This window comes from Devosia ginsengisoli (genome assembly GCF_024707105.1).
In the GTDB taxonomy this organism is placed as follows: domain Bacteria; phylum Pseudomonadota; class Alphaproteobacteria; order Rhizobiales; family Devosiaceae; genus Devosia; species Devosia ginsengisoli_A.
This window is the reverse complement of the sequence record NZ_JANQAJ010000010.1, coordinates 51,361-71,764: the sequence shown is the minus strand read 5'-3', so window position 1 is coordinate 71,764 and position 20,404 is coordinate 51,361. Positions and strand designations below refer to the sequence as shown.

The following is a 20,404-nucleotide window of genomic DNA, read 5'->3' as shown; positions in this document are numbered from 1 at the left end:
TTACCTGACTTTGCCTTCTGCGCGGGCGATGAATGGATCATAGGGCGCCAGTCGACGTTCGATACGCGACGCTGCTTCGTCCGGTCAGGCCCCGGCCGAACCTCTTGACCACCCAGTTTCGAACAGTAACGCCCGCCGCCAACAGCGGTGTGCAGGCGAGTGTTTTCTTATTCGGCATTGTTTCGCTCGCCGGCGAAACAACGAGGTGTGCGTTGAACGATATTGTGGAAAACCTGCCCTTCGTGGCGCTTGTCGATGACGACCAGCACTCGGCGCATCTGCTGACGCGCATGCTGCTCGCCCATGGTTCGCCCGATGTGAGCTGGTATGGCGGGGCGGCCGAGGGCCGCCTGGCGCTGGGCAATGTGCTGGCCGACGCCGAAGCCAACTGGCCCGGCCTGCTCATTGTAGACCTAAAGGCCCATAGCGGGGCCAACCTCGAATTTGTAGCCTCCATCCAGTCACTGGCCCGCCAGAAGGGCGTGCCAGTGGTGGTCATGGCGCCGCCGCTCGACCGCCAGGGCCGCGAGGCCCTGCACGATGCCGGCGCTTCGGCCGTCTTCTTCCGCCATGCCGAACTCGACGCCTACCGGCGCGAGGCGGCGGGCATTGTCAGTTTCTGGGCGCGCAGTCAGCGCCTCGATGCGGTTGGCATGTAGCTCCTGCGTCCACAGGTTGCATGCCTCGGTCGGGAGGGGCGCTGCATGACGGTTTCCGAACCGCTCCTGCATTCCCAAGCGTCCCTCCGGCCACTCCAACCCTCCCCGACCCGCTTGCATCGCGGCCGGGGAGGCCGCCGGCCTCACTCCAAGGGGTCCGGCGCGTGGGCGCGGATGCGACACCTCCCGGTCGCGTTCCGCACGGGGGGAGAAGCATTTCGGCAGCGCGCTCGTCCCTCAGCGCCGCTACCGATGACGAGCGCTTCTCCCCGCGGCCCCCTTTCTCTCCTTGGGCCACAAGCGCCGCCGATGGCGTAGTCAAAATCAGCTTTGATCATTGCCCCGGATCACCCGGTGGGCCAGGACGCGCAGGGCCGCCAGCACCAGCACGGCCAGCAGCGCCACGCCGAAGGCGATGAGGTAATAGCCCAGCGCCGTTGCCAGCCCGACCGCCCCGGCCAGCCACATGCCGGCGCCGGTGGTGATCCCCTGGACATTGCCACCACTCTTGAAGATCGCCCCAGCGCCGAGAAAGGCAATTCCGGCGGTGACGGCTTCCACCGCGCGGATCGGATCGGCCCGCGACTCGCCGCCCTCGATCGTGTGGAAAATCTCGAAGGCCAGAATGGTGAACAGGGCCGCCGCGACCGAGACCAGGATATGCGTACGCAGGCCCGCCTCGGCCGTATGCCATTCCCGTTCGAACCCGATCATCGCGCCGAGCACGGCCGCGATCAGCAGGCGGATGGCGATGATATGCTGGGGAAGATAGGTCTGGACGAAGCCGAATTCGTTGCCGACATCCATGAGGAGTTCCCTGTTGTGACGCTGGGATCACAACACGGCTTGTGTCGCTTGGGTTCCGGCAGGCCGGGCGCGCGGCAGCGACTTTTCTTGCCACGCCCTCTTGGTGAGGTGCGCTTCTTCAGCGCCACGAACCATTGACGCTTGGGTCTAATCCGCCACCCTGATCTGCAGTTTCACATCACTCGGCCGCGCTTCCACCGCCCGATCGAAGGCCGCCTTGGAATCCTCGAAGGCGAAGGTTTCCGAGATCAGCGGCTTGAGATCCACCTTGCCCGAGGCGATCAGCGCAATGGCGCGGTCATATTGGTGGGCATAGCGGAACACGCTCTCGATGCGCAGTTCCTTGACCGACATCCCGGCAATATCGATCATCGTTGCCTCGACCGGCAGGCCGACCACCACGATGGCGCCGCCGGGCCGCGGCAGGTCCATGATGGTCTTCCAGGCATGGGGCGAACCCGAGCATTCGAACACCAGGTCGACGCCCCAGCCATCGGTGAGACGGCCGACTTCCTCGACGAGGTTCTGCTCGCGGATATTGACCGGGATGATCCCCTGATACTGAGCTGATATATCGAGCTTGGGCTGGGCCAGGTCGGCCACGATGACCCGCGCGCAGCCGCCGGCCAGGGCGGCCAGCGCCACCATGGTGCCGATGGGGCCGGCGCCCAGCACCAGAGCCGTGTCGCCGGGCACGATCCTGGCCTTGCTGGCCGCCTGCATGCCGACGGCAAAGGGTTCCACCATGGCGCCTTCGGCAAAGCTCACATTGTCGGGCAGCTTGAAGGTGTAATTGGCCGGATGCACCACCTCTGCGGTCAGCACGCCATGCACCGGCGGCGTGGCCCAGAACTGCACCGCCGGATCGACATTATACAGGCCCAGCCGGCTGGCTCGCGAATTGGGATCGGGAATGCCCGGCTCCATGCAGACGCGGTCGCCCACCTTGAGATGGGTCACCCCCTCGCCCACCGCGGTCACCGTGCCAGCCGCCTCGTGCCCCAGCACCATGGGCGCATTGACCACGAAAGGCCCGATGCGGCCATGGGTGTAGTAATGCACATCCGAGCCGCAGACGCCCACCGTGTGGATGGCGATCTTGACCATGCCCGGCCCCACATCGAGCGGCAGGTCGATATCGCGCAGGGCCAGTTCGTGCTGGCGTTCGAGAACGAGGGCGCGGGCTTTGGTCATGGTGCAATCTCTCCTGGACACCTGCATCCGGGCAATCGCCCAGCAGGTGAGCATTTCTAGCGCACCGGACGCGTGCTTCGCAGCCCCTATTTGCCGGTTTCATCCCGGACTTAACCTGACTTTTGGTAACCAGTCCGCAATTTCACCTGTTCTATGGTCGCGCCTCGCAAGGCTCAAACCGGTCGTCTGATGCAGCCAAAGACATCGACACTCGAACGCTGGCAATTCTCTGCCGCCGTTCTGCTGCCCGTGGTTCTGGCGCTGGTGATCACCGCGGCGGCTGTGCTGGGCTTTGTCTTCTGGTCCACCGCCAATATCGACGAACGCGCCCTCGATCGGCAAAGCGCCATGTTCGGGCAGGTCATCGATGCCCGCCGTGACCAGCTCGAACACGAACTGGCCAGCGTCGCCGTGCGCGACGACACCGTGGTCAACACGCGGCTGATGTTCAATTTCAACTGGGTCGACCGCAATATCGGCAGGTGGATGCACGAATTCTTCGGCCACAACCGGATCGTCGTGCTCGATACCGCCGCCCAGCCGCTCTATATGATGCAGGACGGCGTGGCCGTAGAGCCGCGGACCTATCGCCGCATTGCCAGCCCCGTGCAGCAACTGGTCAATCGCGTCCGCGCGGTGCCGCCCCGCACCGTGGTTCCCGGCACGCAGCCACGGCCGATTTCGGTTTCCGATTTCGCCCTGGTGGAAGGCCAGCCGGCCATTGTCAGCGTCATGACGATCGTGTCCGATACCGGCGCCGTCATGCAGGCGCCCGGCACCGAGCCGCTGATTGCCGCCGTGCAGTTTCTCGACGATTCCACCGCCAGCCGCTTCAACAACGAATATCTGTTCGCCGACGGCCATTTCAGCCTGGTCCGCACCGCCAGGCCCGATCGGGCCACCCATCCCATTCTCAACGATGCCGGCCGCTTCGTGGCCTTTTTCGACTGGGAGCGCGATCGCCCCGGCCTGATGCTGCTGCGCCAGACCGGCCCTGCCCTTGCCGCCGCCTTTGCCGTCGCCGCCATCCTGGTCTTCCTGCTGCTGAGCCAGTTGCGCCGCTCTTCAGCCGCGCTCGAAGCCGGCCGGCGCCACGCCGAATACCAGGCTGCCCATGACCGGCTGACCGGCCTGCCCAACCGCATGAGCTTCGATACCCATCTGGCGCATGTGCTGACGGACCGGCAGGGCGCGAATGCGCAACTGTCGCTGCTGATGCTCGACCTCGACCGCTTCAAGCAGGTCAATGACACGCTGGGCCACCAGGCCGGTGACGAGCTGATCTGCGCCGTCGGCCGGCGCATCCGCGGCGTCGTCGGCCCCGACGTGATGATCGCCCGGCTGGGCGGCGACGAATTCGCCATTCTGGTGCGCGACCGCCAGCAGGATGTGACCTCCATGGCCAGCGCCATCATCGAAGCCGTGGGCCATGCCTTCGACCTCAACCATTTCAAGGCCCATGTCGGCGTCAGCATCGGCATCGTCAACACCGCAAGCGGCGATGCCGAGCCGCGCGAACTGGTGCGCAAGGCCGATATCGCGCTCTACGAGGCCAAGGCCGGCGGCCGTAACCGCTCGGTGGTCTACGAAGAGCATATGAACGAGCTGCTGCAGCTCCAGCACACCATCGAGGGCGAATTGCGCGAGGCGCTGCAACGCAGCGACCAGCTATCGGTGGTGTTCCAGCCGCTGATCGACCAGCGCAGCCGCAAGGTCATCGGCGCCGAGGCACTAGCGCGCTGGCACCACCCCAAATACGGGCAGATCTCGCCCGCCCGCTTCATTCCGGTGGCCGAGAATACCGGCCTGATCGAAAGCCTGGGCGAAGTCGTGCTGCGCCGGGCCTGCGAACTGGGCGCCACCGCGCCGGGCCGCACCATCGCCGTCAATATCTCGCCCACCCAGTTGCGCAATCCGCGCTTTTCGGAACAGGTCTTCGACATCCTGCGCGAGACCGGCATGCGGCCGACCGATCTCGAGCTGGAAATCACCGAATCCATCCTGCTCGACGACGAACACATCTCGGCGCAGAACCTGCGCACCTTCCGGGCGGCAGGCATCCACATCGCGCTCGACGATTTCGGCACCGGCTATTCCTCGCTCAGCTACCTCAAGCGCTACCCGGTGGACCGCATCAAGATCGACCGCTCCTTCGTGAGCCAGTTGGCCGAGGGCCATGTGTCGGTCGCCATCACCCAGGCTATCGTCACCCTGGCCCATGCCATGGAAATCGAGGTGACGGCCGAGGGCGTCGAAACCGAAGCCCAGGCGACCATTCTGGGCCGGCTCGGCTGCAACACCTTGCAGGGGTTCCTGTTTTCCGGCGGCGTCCCCGCCGAGCGGATCACCGCCATCTTCGCCGACAAGGCCAATACGCCGGATCGCCGCCGCACCCGGGCGGCGTGAGCCTCACGCCACTGCCGCCAGCACCACGCCCAGCCGCTTCTCGCGCTGCAACAGGCCGGTCCGTCCGGGGCCAGCCGCTTCCCACATCGCCGTGAGCTTGCCCTCGCTGAACAGCTTGAACAGGCACGGCGCGATATAGGACTTGCGACAGATGACCGGCGTATTGCGCAAAACGTCCGCCACCTGCCTGGCGACCTGCGCCATCTGGCGGCGGCGCATGGTCTCGGAGCCGCCCACCTCCATCTGCGCCAGCGCCTCGCCCGCCATGGCGCTGGCATGCAGGGTGCGGAAGTCCTTGGCGGAAACCTCGACCCCGGCCAGCTCCCGCAGCCATTCATTGATGGCGCCCGTCTTGATCGGCCGCACCTTGCCGGCCTCGTCGCGCCAGACCAGCAGGCGCTTGCCGCTCAGGGTCTTGATGCGGCTGACGGCCTCGGCCAGCCTGATATCGGTGAGGCAATATTCGGTCCGCTTGCCGCCCTTGGCATCGAATGTCATGCAGACTTCATCGCCCGCCACCGTCACATCGCGGGCATAGAGCGTGCCCGCGCCGCGCGTGCCGTTGCTTTCGAGATATTTCTCGCGCCCCACCCGCATCGCCGTCTTGTCGATCAGCGTCGCGGCGATGGCCAGCGCCAGTTCGCGGCTGCCCGTTTCTGCGTCCAGAGCCGCGGCGATCTTCCGCCGCAGGCGCGGCAGCACCGAGGTCAGCGCGGTCAGCCGGCGCTGCTTCTTGCCGTCGCGGCGCAATTCCCAATCGGGGTGATAGATATATTGGTCGCGCCCCGCCTCATCGACGCCCAGCGCCTGAATATGCGCCTTGGGGCTCGGGGCGATGCGCACATCGGTCCAGGCCGGTGGAATGCCGAGCGCCTTGATGCGGTCACGCGTCGCCGCATCGCTGACCAGCACGCCCTTGGCATCGCGATAGCAGAACCCCTTGCCACGCCGCTGGCGGGTCAGTGTCAGCTCGTCCCGCCCGATCCTGACCAGCCGCATCAGGTCGGATTGGGCTGGGCGAGGGTGTAGATGAGGTAGACAATGACGAACAGCACGATGATGCCGAGCATCGACATGAGCAGTACCCGCATGTTCATCTTGCGCGGATTGGCCTGTCGCACTTCGGTCGTGCTCTTGTGCGGGTCATAGGTTTCCATGACGCTCTCCTGTGGTTGTCGGATTGCAACGGCGGGGCGGCGCCGAGGTTCCGCCCCGGCCCTTGACGCGGCCGCCGCCGCAGCCGACCTTCGACCATGACCACACGCCAGGACCGCCCCATGAGTGACGCCGCCACCCTCACCCGCATGATCATGGCCGGACAGGGCAAGGAGCCAGCGGATCTGGTCATCAGGAACGTGCAACTGCTCGATGTCATCACCGGCGCGGTAACCCAGACCGACATCGCCATTGTCGGCGACCGGATCGTCGGCACCCATGCCAGCTACGAGGGCAAGGCGGTGATCGATGGCGCGGGACGCTTCGCCGTGCCCGGCTTCATCGATACCCATCTGCATATCGAATCCTCGCTGGTCACCCCATTCGAATTCGACCGCTGCGTGCTGCCGCATGGCGTCACCACGGTTATCTGCGACCCGCATGAAATCGCCAATGTGCTGGGCGCCGAGGGCATAAGCTATTTCCTCGATTGCGCCGAGCAGACGGTGATGGATGTCAGGGTCAATCTCTCATCCTGCGTACCGGCCACCGGCTTCGAGACCTCGGGCGCGGCGCTGGAAATCGGCGACCTCGAACCGTTCCGATCCCATCCCAAGGTCATCGGCCTGGCCGAAATGATGAACTTTCCCGGCGTGCTCAATGCCGATCCCGGCATCATTGCCAAGCTGACGGCTTTCCAGGGCGGCCATATCGACGGCCATGCGCCGCTGCTGGCCGGCACGGCGCTCAACGGCTATCTCGCCGCCGCCATCCGCACCGACCACGAAGCCACGTCGGCCGCCGAGGCGCGTGAAAAGCTCAGCAAGGGCATGGCCATCCTGATCCGCGAAGGCTCGGTGTCCAAGGACCTCAAGGCCCTGGCCGAAGTGCTGGACGAGAATACGTCCAGCTTCGTCGCGCTCTGCACCGATGACCGCAATCCGCTCGACATTGCCGAGGAAGGGCACTTGGACAGCTCTATCCGCCGGCTGATTGCCATGGGGCGGCCGCTGCACCACGTCTATCGCGCCGCCAGCCACTCGGCCGCCCGCATTTTCGGGCTGCACGACCGCGGCCTCGTCGCCCCCGGCTGGCGCGCCGATATCGCCCTGCTCGACAGCCTGGAAGACTGCCGCGTCAGCGACGTGGTGATCGGCGGCAGGCTGGTTGGCCCCGACCTCTTCGCCGCCCGCAAGCCGGTTGAGCCGGTGGGCCTGGCTTCGATGAAGGCGAGGCCCGTATCATCGAGACGACTTCATCACCCAGCCCAAGCCGGGCCGCAACAGCACGCCGGTCATCGGCGTCCGGCCCGGCCTGATCCTGACCTTCCGCGATGCCGCGACGCTGGAGGTGACCGAAGGCGGATTGCAGCCCGATCTAGCCGCCGACGTGCTGAAAGTGGCGGTCATCGAGCGGCACGGCAAGAACGGCAATATCGGCCGCAGCTTCGTGCGCGGCTTCGGCCTCAAGCGCGGCGCCATCGCCTCGTCCGTGGGCCATGACAGCCATAATATTACGGTCATCGGCGCCACCGACGAAGACATGGCGGTGGCCGTCAACCGGCTGATCGAGCTGCGCGGCGGGTTCGTGGTGGCCAATGGCGGCAAGGTGACGGCCGAACTGGCTCTGCCCATTGCCGGCCTGATGAGCCCCAAGCCATTCGAGGCGGTGACGCATGACCTGCATGCCCTCAGGCAGGCGGCCTATGAGCTGGACTGCGTCTTGCCCGAGCCTTTCCTGCAGGTTGCCTTCCTGGCGCTGCCGGTCATCCCTCATCTCAAGATGACCGATCGCGGCCTGTTCGACGTCGACAAATTCGATTTTGTGGACTGACGCGTGAGCCTCTCCTCGCTTTACCTGGCCTGGGTCGAAGACCTGCCGCCGCGGCTCAACGGCGTGAAGCGGACCCGCGGCATTGCATTGACCATGCCAGACGGCGTCACGCTCAAGACCGACCATTACGCGCCTGACAGCATCGGCCCGCACCCGACCATTCTGATGCGCCTGCCCTATGGGCGGCGGGGCTTCGCCCCCATTGCCGAAGCCTATGCCGAGCGCGGCTTTCACGTCGTGATCCAGGCCTGCCGGGGCACCGAGCGCTCAGGGGGCGAATTCGACCCTTTCACCAATGAACGGGCCGATGGCCTCGCCACGCTCGACTGGATCAAGGCCCAGTCCTGGTTCGATGGCCGGATTGGCCTCACCGGCCCCAGCTATCTGGGCTATGCCCAATGGGCCATCAGCGATGCCCTGCCCCCGGTCGCGGCGATGGCGACCAAGGTGACGACGGCCAATTTCCGCCCGGTGGTGTTTCCATCAGGCGCCTTCCACCTCAATCTCTGGCTGTCCTGGGTGCAGGTGATCGAGGGCCTGCGCGATCGTCCGCTCGCCACCGCCGCCCGCATGTTTTCCGGCGATATCGAGCGCCGCACCGACCGGGCCGCCGCCATATTGCCGCTGGTGGAGGCCGACAAGGTGGCAGTGGGCCACAAGGTGCCGTTCTGGCGCTACTGGTTCGAGCACGCTATCGGCAATGACGCCTTCTGGGCCGCACTCGACCACAGAAACCGCCTGAGCGAAACCACGCCGCCGGTGCATTTCATTTCCGGCTGGTACGATTTCATGCTCGATCCCCTGCTGGCCGATTACCGGCGCCTGGTCGAACTGGGCCACCAGCCCTATCTCACCGTGGGTACCTGGTTCCACATTGCCGAGGAATTGCAGCGCGACAACCTGCGCGAAACCCTGATCTGGATGCGCGCCAAACTGCTGGGCGACGAGACCGGCCTGCGTCGCCGCCCGGTGCGCATCCATATTTCCGGCCTCGACGAATGGCATGAATTCGACCGCTATCCGCCCGGTCCGCCAGACCCGGTAACCTGGCATATCGGCCCCGGCTCGACCCTGGCCCAGGCTCGGACAGGCACGGGCAGCGACATCTATCGCTACGACCCCGCCGATCCGACACCCAATCTGGGCGGAGCCATCTTCGCCTTTACCGGGGCCGGCGCGGTCGACAATGCCCCGCTCGAAGCGCGGAACGATGTGCTTGTTTATACCGGGCCGGTGCTGACCAGCCCGGTCACGATCATCGGCCAGTGCCGCATGGCGCTGCATGCCCGTTCCAGCCTTGGCCATACCGACTTCTTCGTGCGGCTCAACGATGTCGGCCCCGATGGTCGATCGATCAATATCTGCGACGGATTGATCCGCGTGACGCCGGAAACGCCCCAGGAACCTGATGGGAGCTGGCGATTGTCGTTTCCACTGCATGCCACCGCCCACAGCTTTCGTCCCGGCCACCGGCTGCGCCTGCTGATCACCTCGGGAGCACATCCGCGCTATGCGCGGAACCTGGGGACGGATGAGCCGGTGGGGACAGCGATGGCGATGGCAGTCAATGACGTGGAGATATTCCACGAGGGGACGGGGGTGACGCTGCCGGGCTATGCGATATAGCCCGGCATCGGAGTACCCCCTCCTAACCTCCCCCTGATAGGGGGAGGAATCCGGCTGGTGAGTGTGGCGCGATGCTGCCAAAGCCCCGATCTGTTCCTCCCCTATCAGGGGGAGGTAAGGAGGGGGCATCCCACAAAAACCTACTTCCCGTCCCGCGCCTTCACCTTGCGCCGCGCGGCATGCAGCAGGGGTTCGGTATAGCCGCTCGGCTGGTCGGCTCCATAGAGGGCCAGGTCCAGCGCCGCCCGGAAGGCCACCGACTGGAAATTTTCGGCCATGGGCCGGTAGAGCGGATCATCCGCATTCTGTTCGTCCACCACCGATGCCATGCGCTCGAAGGTGGAGGTCACCTCATCGCGGCTGACCAGCCCGTGGCGCAGCCAGTTGGCCACGGCCTGCGAGGAAATGCGGCAGGTGGCACGGTCTTCCATCAGGCCAACATTGTTGATGTCGGGCACTTTGGAACAGCCCACGCCCTGCTGCACCCAGCGCACCACATAGCCCAGAATGCCCTGCGCATTGTTTTCCAGCTCGCGGGTGATCTCCTCGCGGCTGAGCGCTGATGACACCTGCACCGGCATGGAGAACAGGTCGACCAGGGGCGGCACGGCCTGATTGTGGCGGCGCTTCTGCGCCTCGAACACATCGACCTGATGATAGTGCAGCGCATGCAAGGTCGCTGCGGTCGGCGACGGCACCCAGGCGGTATTGGCGCCGGCCTGGGGATGGGCAGCCTTGCTCGCCATCATCGCCGCCATGTCGTCGGGCCGCGCCCACATGCCCTTGCCGATCTGCGCCTTGCCGGACAGGCCGCAGGCCAGCCCGATCAGCACATTGCGATCCTCATAGGAAGCGATCCATTTCTCGGACTTGATCTCGTCCTTGCGCAAAACCGGGCCGGCTTCCATCGAGGTATGGATTTCGTCGCCCGTCCGGTCGAGGAAACCGGTATTGATGAAGAAGACGCGGCTCCGGGCCTCATAGATGGCGGCCTTGAGATTGGCCGAGGTGCGGCGCTCCTCGTCCATGATGCCGATCTTGATCGTGTTGGGTTCGAGGCCCAGCATCTGCTCGACCGAGGCGAAAATGGCGCAGGCAAAGGCCACTTCCTCGGGTCCGTGCATCTTGGGCTTGACGATATAGATGGCGCCGGTCGTGCTGTTGACCTTGTCCTGCATGGCGCAGAGCACGGTCACGGCGGCATCCATCAGCCCCTCCCCGATGGGCTTGCCGTCGAGCAGCACGGCATCGGTGGTCATCAGATGGCCGACATTGCGCACCAGCAGCAGCGAGCGGCCCTTGAGCACCAGCGGCGCGCCGTTGATGTCCTTGTAGGTCCGGTCCGCCTTGAGCTTGCGGGTAATGCTGCGGCCGCCCTTGTCGAACGTGTCCTGTAGCGTGCCATTCATCAGGCCCAGCCAGTTGCGATAGACGCCGACCTTGTCCTCGGCATCGACCGCCGCGACCGAATCCTCGCAATCCTGGATCGTCGTCAGCGCCGCTTCGACGATGATATCGCTGAGCCCCGCTTTATGCGTACCGCCGATGACGCTGCCCGGCTCGATGACCAGGATGACATGGATGCCGTGATGGCGCAGCACCAGCTCGCCGCTGGCCTCGGTGCCGCCATAGCCAACAAAGGCTGCGGGGTCCTTGAGGCCGGTGCGGCCATTGGTCGTGTCCACTTCGAGGTGACGGACATCGCCGTCCTTGACCACATGATAGCCGGTGACATCGCGGTGGCTGCCCGATGCCAGCGGGAAAGTCTCGTCGAGGAAGCTCGCGGCCTTGTCGACCACGGCCGCGCCGCGCGCCGCATTATAGCCCTTGCCCGGCGCCAGCGCGCCGTCGCGGCCGATGATGTCGGTGCCATAGAGGGCATCATAGAGGCTGCCCCAGCGGGCATTGGCGGCATTGAGGGCATAGCGGGCATTCGACACCGGCACGACGAGCTGCGGCCCGCATAGCGTGGTGATTTCGGGGTCGAGGCCATCAGTTTCGATGGTGAAATCATCCGGCTCGGGCACCAGATAGCCGATATCGCGCAGGAAGAATTCGTAGCCCTGCGGATTGCTGGCGACGGGGCCGTATTTGTGGTGCCACTCATCGATCTGCGCCTGCAAATCGTCGCGCCTGGCCAGCAGGCGTGCATTGGTCGGCGCGTGTTCGGCCACCAAAGCGGCAAAGCCGCTCCAGAACTGCTCGGCCGTCACGGCCAACCCCGGCAGCGCTTCCTTCTCGACGAAATCGACCAGCAGGGGATGAACCGAAAGGCCGGATTTCGTCTGGTAGCTCGTCATGTCTGTGCTTTCTTTCATGTCGTCGCGGCGCCGCGCGGGCAAACTAGGCCAAGCCTACCGCTGTCACAAGCCGCCTAAAGTCGACTTTGCTTTGGCCCCGGCGACATAGACTTCTGCTATGGCGCGGTCGTCGCCCAGGGTCTGCAGCAGGAACAGTTCTTCGGCCAGCGTCTCGACCGTGGCCATGCGCAAGGCCATGGCGGGCGTGGCTGCGGCGTCGAGCACGACGAGGTCCGCCGCGTTGCCTGGTGCGATGGCGCCGATGGTTCCTTCCAGCGAGAGCGCGCGGGCATTGCCCAGCGTCATCATGTAGAACGACGCGAGGGGATTGAGCCGTTGGCCGCGCAATTGCAGCACCTTGTAGCCCTCGGCCATGGTTTCGAGCATGCCATAGCTGGTGCCGCCGCCAATGTCGGTGGCCACGCCGATCCGCACCCCGTGCTTGCTCAGCCGCTCGCGGTCGAACAGGCCCGAGCCGAGGAAGAGATTGGAGGTGGGGCAGAACACCGCCACCGAACCGGTTTCGGCCAGCACCATGGTCTCGCGGTGGTTGAGATGAATGCAGTGGCCGAGCAGGGTTTTCGGACCCAGCAGGCCATAATCCTCATAGATGCCGGTATAATCGGGGGCATCAGGATAGAGCTCCATGGAATAGGTGATCTCGGCGTCGTTCTCGCTGAGATGGGTCTGCACGTAGCAATCGGGATGCTCGGCCACCAGCGCGCGGGAGGCCTCGAGCTGTTCCGGGGTCGAGGTGATGGCAAAGCGCGGCGAGATGGCATAGAGCGCCCTGCCCTTGCCGTGCCAGCGCTCGATCAGCATCTTGCTGTCGTCATAGCCGGACTGGGCCGTGTCACACAGGGCCTCGGGGGCGTTGCGATCCATCATCACCTTGCCACCGACCATGAGCATGTTGCGCTTCTCGGCCTCGGCGAAATAGGCATCCACCGAGCGCGGATGGCTGGAGCAATAGGCCACAGCCGTGGTCGTGCCATTGCGGATCAGCTCATCATAGAAGGCCGCCGAGACCGCGCCGGCATGGCCCTGCTGGCTGAATTTCTGCTCTTCCACGAAAGTGTAGGTATTGAGCCATTCGAGCAGCGAGCCGGCATAGGAGGCGATCATCTGGCTCTGCACATAATGCAGATGCGTATCGATGAAGCCGGGCAGGATGAGATGGGGGCGGTGGTCGATCACGTCAGCCGAGTCATCGGGCGTGAAATCGCCCACCGCGACGATCTTGCCGCCTTCGATGGTGACCGCGCCGTCCTCGATATAACGATAGCTCGCCGCGTCATCGATGGAATGCGGCTCACTGACGAAAGTCAGCACACGCCCGCGCAGAATCGTTCTTCTCATTGCCCCGAGCCCTCGCGGAACCAGGCAACGAGCAGCGCCCGCTCTTCATCGGTCATTTCCGTGGCATTGCCCGGCGGCATGGCATGGGCATAGCCGGCCTGCATGGCGATGTCCCGGGCGTGGTTGGCGATGGCAATGTCATTGTCGAGGATCACATTTTTGGGCGCCTCGAACACGCCGGGCCAGACTGGCTCTGCCGTGTGGCACATGGCGCAGCGCGTCTGCACCGTCAGGCTTGCGGCAGCGAAATGCTCTGCGCTGAGAAAGGGTTCGGCCGCACGAGACGCCACCTCCTCTCCCGCGGAACCGGCAATCTTCGGCCCGGTAGACAGCCAGGCGATTGTTATGAACAGGATCACGGCCACCGCCCAGGTCCAGTGCGGATTGCCCTTCCGCGCATGGCGCGTGTTGAAATAGTGCCGGATGACGACGCCAACGAGGAAGATCAGCGAGGCGATGATCCAGTTCCACTGCGTGGCGAAGGCCAGCGGATAGTGGCTCGACAGCATGAAGAAGATGACCGGCAGAGTCAGGTAGTTGTTATGCAGGCTCCGCTGCTTGGCGATCTTGCCATATTTGGCATCGGGCACCTTGCCCGCCTTGAGGTCACCCACCACCACCTTCTGGTTGGGTATGATGATCATGGCCACATTGGCTGCCATGATCGTCGCCGTGAACGCGCCCATATGCAGCATGGCCGCGCGGCCGGTGAACAACTGCGTATAGCCCCAGCTCATCGCCACCAGGATGGCGAACAGCACCAGCATCAGGCCCGTTGTGGACTCGCCGATGGGTGACTTGCACAGACTGTCATAGAGCACCCAGCCCAGCACGATGGAGCCCAGCGACAACAGGATCGCCTGCCAGGCGGGCACGTCGAGCACGTTGCGGTCGATGAGGTAGATATCGGCGCCGACATAATAGATCAGCGCCATCAGCATGACGCCTGATAGCCAGGTCCAGTAGCTTTCCCATTTGAACCAGGTCAGGTGCTCGGGCAAAAATTCCGGCGCCACCAGGTATTTCTGGATGTGGTAGAAGCCCCCGCCATGCACCTGCCACTCCTCGCCATGCGCCAATGGCGGCAGGCTCGGCGTCTTGCGCAGGCCCAGGTCGAGCGCGATGAAATAGAAGGACGAGCCGATCCAGGCGATGGCCGTGATGACATGCAGCCAGCGCACGGCAAACATCAGCCATTCATAAGCAATCGCATAATCGGGCATCGTTCATCCCCTCAGTAGACCTCATGGTGAGCCTGTCGAACCACGAAGTCGTGCCGCCGACCATGCCACGACCTCGTCCTTCGACAGGCTCAGGATGAGGTCTACTGCTGGTCATGAAAAGAGGCGGGCCGAGACCCGCCCCTTCAACATATTATTCGCCGGTCTTAAGCCGGCTGTTCGACGCCTTCGACATACCAGTCCATGCTGAGCAGTTCGGCATCGGTCATGGTGACGCCGGCTGCGACTCGCTCGGCGCCGGTATTGTCGTTGATCGGGCCGGTGAAGATGTGGAACGAGCCATCGATCTGGCCGGTGCGCACCGCCTCGGCGGCGGCGACCACGTCTTCCGGCACCTTGGCGCCATAGGGTCCCATCTGCACCACGTCTTCCTTGAGGCCTTCCCAGGTGTCGCCAGGCGCCCAGGTGCCGGCCAAAACGGCCTCGGCCGAGGCCAGGTAATGCGGGCCCCAATGGTCGATGATGGCGGTGAGCTGGGTGTCGGGGGCAAAGGCGCTCATATCGGCGCCCTGGCCGAAGCCGCCCACGATGCCGCGCTCGGCAGCCACCTGCAGGGCGGCCGGGCCGTCCGTGTGCTGGGCAATGATGTCGATGCCCTGGTCGATCATGGCGCGGGCCGCGTCAGCCTCCTTGGCCGGATCGTTCCAGGTCGAGATATAGACCGGCTTGATGGTGGCATCGGGATTGACCTTGCGGGCGGCGAGCACGAAGGCATTGATGCCCATCACCACTTCGGGGATCGGGAAGGAGCCGATATAGCCGTATTTGCCGGTCTCGGACATATGGCCGGCAATGGTGCCGCATACGGCGCGGCCTTCATAGAAGCGGGCATTGTAGAGGCCCACATTCGGTCCGCTCATATAGCCGGTGGCATGCTCGAAGGCGATATCGGGGAATTGCGGGGCAACCTTGACCACCGAGTCGCCGAAGCCGAAGCTGGTGGCGAAGATAAGGTTGCAGCCCTGCTGGGCCAGTTCGCGCAGCACGCGCTCGCAGTCCGGACCCTCGGGCACGTTCTCGACATAGATGGTCTCGACCTTGTCGCCGAGATGCTCCTCGACATAGAGCCGGCCCTGATTGTGGGCATAGTTATAGCCGTTGTCGTTGATCGAGCCGACATAGATAAAGCCGATCTTGACCTTTTCGAGCTGGGCGAAGGCGCGTGAGCCCAGCAGCGGCAGGGCCATGGCGGCACCGCCGACTTTTACGAATGTACGACGCGAAAGTGTCATCTGTTTCTCCTGATTGACGGTCGTTGGCTTGAGACGATCATTTGCTGCGCCGTCTCAATTGGCAGGCAAGAACGGCTTGCCGAGGCAGGCCGGAGCATTGGTGGACGCGTCGCGGCGGAGCGAGATCAGCACCAGCACGACGACGGTTGCGATATAGGGCAAAGCGGCCCATAGCTCGGAGGGAATGACGCTCAGCACGCCGCCGCCGGCCTTGGCATAGAGCTCCATGGTCATGACCAGGCCGAAGAGATAGGCCCCGGCCAGCAGGCGGAACGGCTTCCAACTGGCAAAGACCACCAGCGCCACCGCGATCCAGCCCCGCCCGGCCGTCATGCGCTCGGCCCATTGCGGGGTCAGCAGCAGCGGAAAACAGGCCCCGGCAATGCCGGCCATGGCGCCGCCGAACATCACGGCGAGATAACGCACCCCCAGCACCGAATAGCCGATGGAATGGGCCGACTGGTCATTTTCGCCCACGGCCCGCAGGATCAGCCCGGCGCGGGTCTTGTGCAGGAAATACCAGATCACCACCACCATGACGAAAGCGAAGTAGATCGGGAAGGAATAGCCGAACAGCACCTTGCCGATCGGATGGGTCGCAATCTCGGCCGGCAGCAAAGGCTGCATCAGCGTCACCGGCCGGGCCGAATAGGACGAGCCGGCCAAAGCCGAAAAGCCGGTGCCGAAAATGGTCAGCGCCAGGCCGGTCGCCGTCTGGTTGGCCGACAGCGACAGGGTCAGGAAACCGAAGATCAGCGAGGCGGCCATGCCGGCAGCCGCGCCCGAGAGCAAGGCCAGATAGGGATTGCCGGTGTGGAACTGCACCACGAAGCCGGCAATGGCGCCGATCAGCATCATGCCCTCGACGCCCAGATTCAGCACCCCGGAGCGCTCCACCACCAGCTCCCCCAGGGCAGCGATGAGGATGGGAGTCGAAGCCCCCACCACGGTGATGATTATGGCAAGCGTCAGCTCCATCTACGCCGCCTCCGCCGAGGGCTGCGGCACCACCCGCCGCAGCCGGTATTTGATGAGGATATCGCCGGCCAGCAGGAAGAACAGCATCATCGCCTGGAAAATGCCGGTCGCCGCATTAGGCAGGCCGATCGTGGTCTGCGCCACTTCCCCGCCCACGAAGGTGATGGCCAGCACCACGCCGGCAATGATGACGCCGAGCGGATTGAGCCGGCCGAGAAAGGCCACGATGATGGCGGTGAATCCGTAATTGGTCGGAAAGCCCGGCACCATGCGCTGGAACGGCCCGGCCACTTCAAGCACGCCCGCCAGCCCCGCCAGCGCGCCGCTGACCAGCATGGCCAGCCAGATCGTCTTGTGCTCGGAAAAGCCGCCATAGCGCGCAGCATGCGGTGCGGCGCCGACCACGCGCATGCGATAGCCGAAGACCGACTTGGTCATGATGAACCAGGCGACCAGCCCCACCAGCACGGCGATGGGCACGCCCAGATGCACGATCGTGCCCGGAATGATGGTGGGCAGGCGCGCCGCTTCGGAAAACAGCCGCGTCTGCGGAAAACCCATCCCCATTGGGTCCTTCCACGGCGCGCGGATGAGGTAATAGATCAACTGCACCGACGCATAGGTCAGCATCAGGCTGGTGAGGATTTCGTTGACGTTGAGCCTTGTCTTGAGCAGGGCCGGAATGGCCGCATAGGCCATGCCGCCCAGCACGCCAGCCAGCACCATCAGCGGCAATACCCACCAGCCAGTCATGCCATAGGTGAGGAGCGCAATGCCGGTCCCGGCCAGCCCCCCATGATATATTGCCCCTCGGCGCCGATATTCCACACATTGGCGCGATAGGCGATGGAAAGGCCCACGCCGATAATGATCAGCGGCGCCGCCTTCACCCCGAGGTCCTGCCATTTATAGGCATTGGTCAGCGGCGTGAGAAAGATTTCCCGCACCGCGCCGACACCATTATATCCGATCAGCGAAAAGATGATGGCGCCCACGATCATGGTGAGGGCAACCGCCGCGACCGGAGTGGCATAGAGCATGAATTGCGAGGGCTCGCGCCGTTTCTCAAGCCGGAATTGCATCCTGCGCCTCCGTCAATCCATGCACTCCGCCCATCAGCAAGCCGATCTCCTCCACGCTCACCTCTTTCGTCGGCCGCGCCGGTGACAGGCGCCCCATATTGATGACAGCCAGCGTGTCGCAAAGCGCCCGGAGTTCGTCGAGATCCTGGCTGATGACCACGATAGCCGAGCCGGCGGCCGCCAGGTCCACCAGAGCCTGATGGATCGCCGCCGCCGCACCGGCATCGACGCCCCAGGTTGGCTGGCTTACTACCAGCACGCTGGGCTTTTGCAGGATTTCCCGGCCCATGATGTATTTCTGCAGGTTCCCGCCCGACAGCGATCCCGCTGTGGAAGCCGGCCCCAGCGCCTTGACGGCGAAATCGGCGATCACCTTGCCGGTATAGGTCCGCGCGGCGCCGGAGTTGATCAGCCCCATCACCACCATGCCCAGCCTGTCGCGGGCGGTCAGCACGGAATTGTCGCTCAGCGTGAAATCGCCCACAGCGGCATGCCCGTTGCGCTCTTCCGGCACGGCGCAGAGGCCGCGCTTGCGCCGCCCCGTCGTGTCGAGCAGGCCCAATGGATGGCCGTCTATGGTGATGGCATCCTTGTCATGGCTGCGGATTTCGCCACTGAGCGCATCGAGCAGGTCGTTCTGGCCATTGCCGGCTACCCCGGCAATGCCGAAGATTTCGCCCGCCCGCACGGCAAAGCTGACATCATCCACCGGCACATCGAAATGCCCGGCCTTCTGCGTCGACAGATGCGACACGACGAGCTTGGGCTGGCCGAAACTGCGCCCCTCGGCGCGGGTAATGTCCTTGAGGCCGGCGCCGATCATCTTCTCGGCCATGGAGCGCGATGTTTCCTGCTTCGGATCGCAGGTATCGACCAGCTTGCCGCCGCGCAGGATGGTCGCCGTGTCGCATAGAGCTTTGATTTCATGCAGCTTATGCGAAATGTAGAGGATGGAACAGCCCTGCGCCGCCAGCTTGCGCAGCACTTCGAACAATTGCTCCACCTCCTGCGGCGTCAGCACCGAAGTCGGCTCGTCCATGATCAGCAGCTTGGGGTCGAGCAACAGCGCCCGCACGATCTCGATACGCTGGCGCTCACCCACCGACAGGGTCGCCACGGTGCGATGCGGATCGAGCAGCAGCCCATATTGCGTCATCACTGCGCGGATACGCGCCTCGAGCTCCCGCGCCGGAATCTTGGCATCCATGCCCAGCGCGATATTCTCGAGCACGGTCAGCGCCTCGAACAGCGAAAAATGCTGGAACACCATGCCGATACCGAGCCGGCGCGCCGCCTTGGGATTGGGTACCACGACGGGCTGCCCGTTCCAGCGAATTTCGCCGGCATCGGGCTGCATGATGCCATAGATCATCTTGACCAGGGTGGATTTGCCCGCCCCGTTCTCGCCCAGCAGGGCATGGATTTCGCCCGGCTTGACGGCAAAACTCACATTGTCATTGGCGAGCACGCCCGGGAAGCGTTTGGTGATACCGGTCAATTCCAGCCGATACGGCATACTAGCGTCCAATCATCACCCCCTTTGCCCTGGGGGCGCGTGCCCGCGCAATCTCAGCTTCCCGCTGCCCAATGTGAACCATAATCTCAGCTGCCGCCAGTGCCGCAATCACCTCGGGACGCTTATCCCCAAGCCCCTGCTGGCCGATCGGCAGCACCAGCCGCTGCAATGCCTTGTCATCACCACCCTCGCCCTTGAACCAACTGGCGAACCTCGCGCGTTTGGTCCGTGAGCCGACCATGCCGATATAGGGCGCGTCGGTCCGCGCCAGCGCTTCCTGCGCGATGAGGAAATCCAGCGCATGGTCATGCGTCAGGATCACATAGGAACTGCCCTCGGGCGCCGAGCGTACGACGGCCTCGGGCATGGCCACGGCATGGGCCACTATACCCGCGGGCAGCAGGTCCAGCTCCTCCCGCCGCGTATCGATGACCTGCAGGCGCACCGGCAGCAAAGCCAGCATTTTCGCCAGCGCCCGCCCGACATGCCCGGCGCCGAACACATAGACGTCAGGCAGCGCCGCGTCTTCGTCAGCGACCCGCGCCGCCAGCCGCTCTCGAATGGCCGCATCGGCATAGCGTAGCCCGACCGCGACCCGACCGCCGCAGCACTGGCCGATTTCCGGCCCCAGCGGCACATCCATCGCCTCCTCGGCCTGCCCATTGGCGATCAGCCTGCGGGCATGCTCGATCACCATATATTCGAGGGCGCCGCCGCCGATGGTACCGAACAGGCCCGCGGCGCCTACCAGCATGAACGTGCCCTGCTCGCGCGGGGAGGAGCCACGGACAGAGGTCAGCTCGCACATGATGGCGTCGGGATTGGCGGCAAGGAAGATGGTTAGGTCGGTGGAGCGGGTCATGGCAGGTCCACCTCAAGATCGGGGCCAAACCACCCCCACCCTTGATCCCTCCCCACAAGGGGGAGGGAGACGATGAACGCTCGTTCCGTGGCACAATGTGGCATCACAGCACGGAGCGGGCTTCCCTCCTCCTTGTGGGGAGGGAGCGAGGGTG

The 20,404-nt window shown here is 64.5% G+C and carries 16 protein-coding genes and 1 pseudogene; 4 read left to right on the top strand and 13 right to left on the bottom strand.

Annotation, left to right across the window (positions count from 1 at the left end; all coding sequences use genetic code 11):
* Nucleotides 1-212 precede the first annotated feature (212 nt).
* Complete coding sequence (locus NVV79_RS13835) at nucleotides 213-659, top strand: hypothetical protein (protein ID WP_303990633.1); 447 nt, start codon at nucleotides 213-215, stop codon at nucleotides 657-659.
* Between the two features lie 324 nt (nucleotides 660-983).
* On the opposite strand, the gene NVV79_RS13830 is transcribed toward NVV79_RS13835, so the two are convergent.
* Nucleotides 984-1,466 carry an MgtC/SapB family protein gene (locus NVV79_RS13830; RefSeq protein WP_303990630.1) on the bottom strand — a complete coding sequence of 161 codons (483 nt, stop codon included), beginning with the start codon at nucleotides 1,464-1,466 and terminating at the stop codon, nucleotides 984-986.
* A 147-nt stretch (nucleotides 1,467-1,613) separates the two neighbouring features.
* Nucleotides 1,614-2,660: an NAD(P)-dependent alcohol dehydrogenase gene (locus NVV79_RS13825; protein ID WP_303990627.1), complete on the bottom strand. Its 1,047-nt coding sequence runs from the start codon at nucleotides 2,658-2,660 to the stop codon at nucleotides 1,614-1,616.
* Nucleotides 2,661-2,849: 189 nt separating this feature from the next.
* On the opposite strand from NVV79_RS13825, the gene NVV79_RS13820 reads away from it, so the two are divergent.
* On the top strand, nucleotides 2,850-5,066 hold the full coding sequence (locus NVV79_RS13820; protein ID WP_303990625.1) for a bifunctional diguanylate cyclase/phosphodiesterase: 2,217 nt from the start codon (nucleotides 2,850-2,852) through the stop codon (nucleotides 5,064-5,066).
* A 3-nt stretch (nucleotides 5,067-5,069) separates the two neighbouring features.
* Here NVV79_RS13820 and NVV79_RS13815 read toward each other — a convergent pair whose 3' ends face one another.
* Both NVV79_RS13815 and NVV79_RS13810 read right to left on the bottom strand, forming a co-directional pair.
* A complete protein-coding gene (locus NVV79_RS13815; protein WP_303990623.1) occupies nucleotides 5,070-6,065 on the bottom strand; it encodes a DNA topoisomerase IB in 996 nt (331 codons plus the stop codon).
* On the bottom strand, nucleotides 6,065-6,223 hold the full coding sequence (locus tag NVV79_RS13810) for a hypothetical protein (RefSeq protein WP_303990620.1): 159 nt from the start codon (nucleotides 6,221-6,223) through the stop codon (nucleotides 6,065-6,067). The genes NVV79_RS13815 and NVV79_RS13810 overlap by 1 nt, the downstream gene beginning before the upstream one ends.
* Nucleotides 6,224-6,343: 120 nt before the next feature.
* Here NVV79_RS13810 and ade point away from each other — a divergent pair.
* Nucleotides 6,344-8,054 (top strand): annotated as a pseudogene (ade, locus tag NVV79_RS13805) (adenine deaminase).
* 3 nt (nucleotides 8,055-8,057) lie between these two features.
* On the top strand, nucleotides 8,058-9,680 hold the full coding sequence (locus tag NVV79_RS13800; RefSeq protein ID WP_303990617.1) for a CocE/NonD family hydrolase: 1,623 nt from the start codon (nucleotides 8,058-8,060) through the stop codon (nucleotides 9,678-9,680).
* Nucleotides 9,681-9,820: 140 nt separating this feature from the next.
* On the opposite strand, the gene NVV79_RS13795 is transcribed toward NVV79_RS13800, so the two are convergent.
* From NVV79_RS13795 to xdhC, 9 genes are all read right to left on the bottom strand, one after another.
* Nucleotides 9,821-11,980, bottom strand: a complete 2,160-nt coding sequence (locus tag NVV79_RS13795) for a malate synthase G (RefSeq protein WP_303990723.1) — start codon at nucleotides 11,978-11,980, stop codon at nucleotides 9,821-9,823.
* A 63-nt stretch (nucleotides 11,981-12,043) separates the two neighbouring features.
* Nucleotides 12,044-13,339, bottom strand: coding sequence for a guanine deaminase (guaD, locus tag NVV79_RS13790; protein ID WP_303990614.1), 1,296 nt, complete (start codon nucleotides 13,337-13,339; stop codon nucleotides 12,044-12,046).
* On the bottom strand, nucleotides 13,336-14,562 hold the full coding sequence (locus tag NVV79_RS13785; RefSeq protein WP_303990612.1) for a urate hydroxylase PuuD: 1,227 nt from the start codon (nucleotides 14,560-14,562) through the stop codon (nucleotides 13,336-13,338). The genes guaD and NVV79_RS13785 overlap by 4 nt, the downstream gene beginning before the upstream one ends.
* 164 nt (nucleotides 14,563-14,726) lie before the next feature.
* Nucleotides 14,727-15,767, bottom strand: a complete 1,041-nt coding sequence (locus tag NVV79_RS13780) for a BMP family ABC transporter substrate-binding protein (RefSeq protein WP_303990721.1) — start codon at nucleotides 15,765-15,767, stop codon at nucleotides 14,727-14,729.
* Between the two features lie 99 nt (nucleotides 15,768-15,866).
* Nucleotides 15,867-16,790, bottom strand: coding sequence for an ABC transporter permease (locus tag NVV79_RS13775; RefSeq protein ID WP_303990609.1), 924 nt, complete (start codon nucleotides 16,788-16,790; stop codon nucleotides 15,867-15,869).
* A complete protein-coding gene (locus NVV79_RS13770; RefSeq protein ID WP_303990608.1) occupies nucleotides 16,791-17,543 on the bottom strand; it encodes an ABC transporter permease in 753 nt (250 codons plus the stop codon).
* Nucleotides 17,540-17,872: a hypothetical protein gene (locus tag NVV79_RS13765; RefSeq protein WP_303990605.1), complete on the bottom strand. Its 333-nt coding sequence runs from the start codon at nucleotides 17,870-17,872 to the stop codon at nucleotides 17,540-17,542. The genes NVV79_RS13770 and NVV79_RS13765 overlap by 4 nt, the downstream gene beginning before the upstream one ends.
* Complete coding sequence (locus tag NVV79_RS13760) at nucleotides 17,856-19,388, bottom strand: ABC transporter ATP-binding protein (RefSeq protein WP_303990603.1); 1,533 nt, start codon at nucleotides 19,386-19,388, stop codon at nucleotides 17,856-17,858. The genes NVV79_RS13765 and NVV79_RS13760 overlap by 17 nt, the downstream gene beginning before the upstream one ends.
* A 1-nt stretch (nucleotide 19,389) precedes the next feature.
* Complete coding sequence (xdhC, locus tag NVV79_RS13755) at nucleotides 19,390-20,250, bottom strand: xanthine dehydrogenase accessory protein XdhC (RefSeq protein ID WP_303990601.1); 861 nt, start codon at nucleotides 20,248-20,250, stop codon at nucleotides 19,390-19,392.
* Nucleotides 20,251-20,404: the final 154 nt, after the last annotated feature.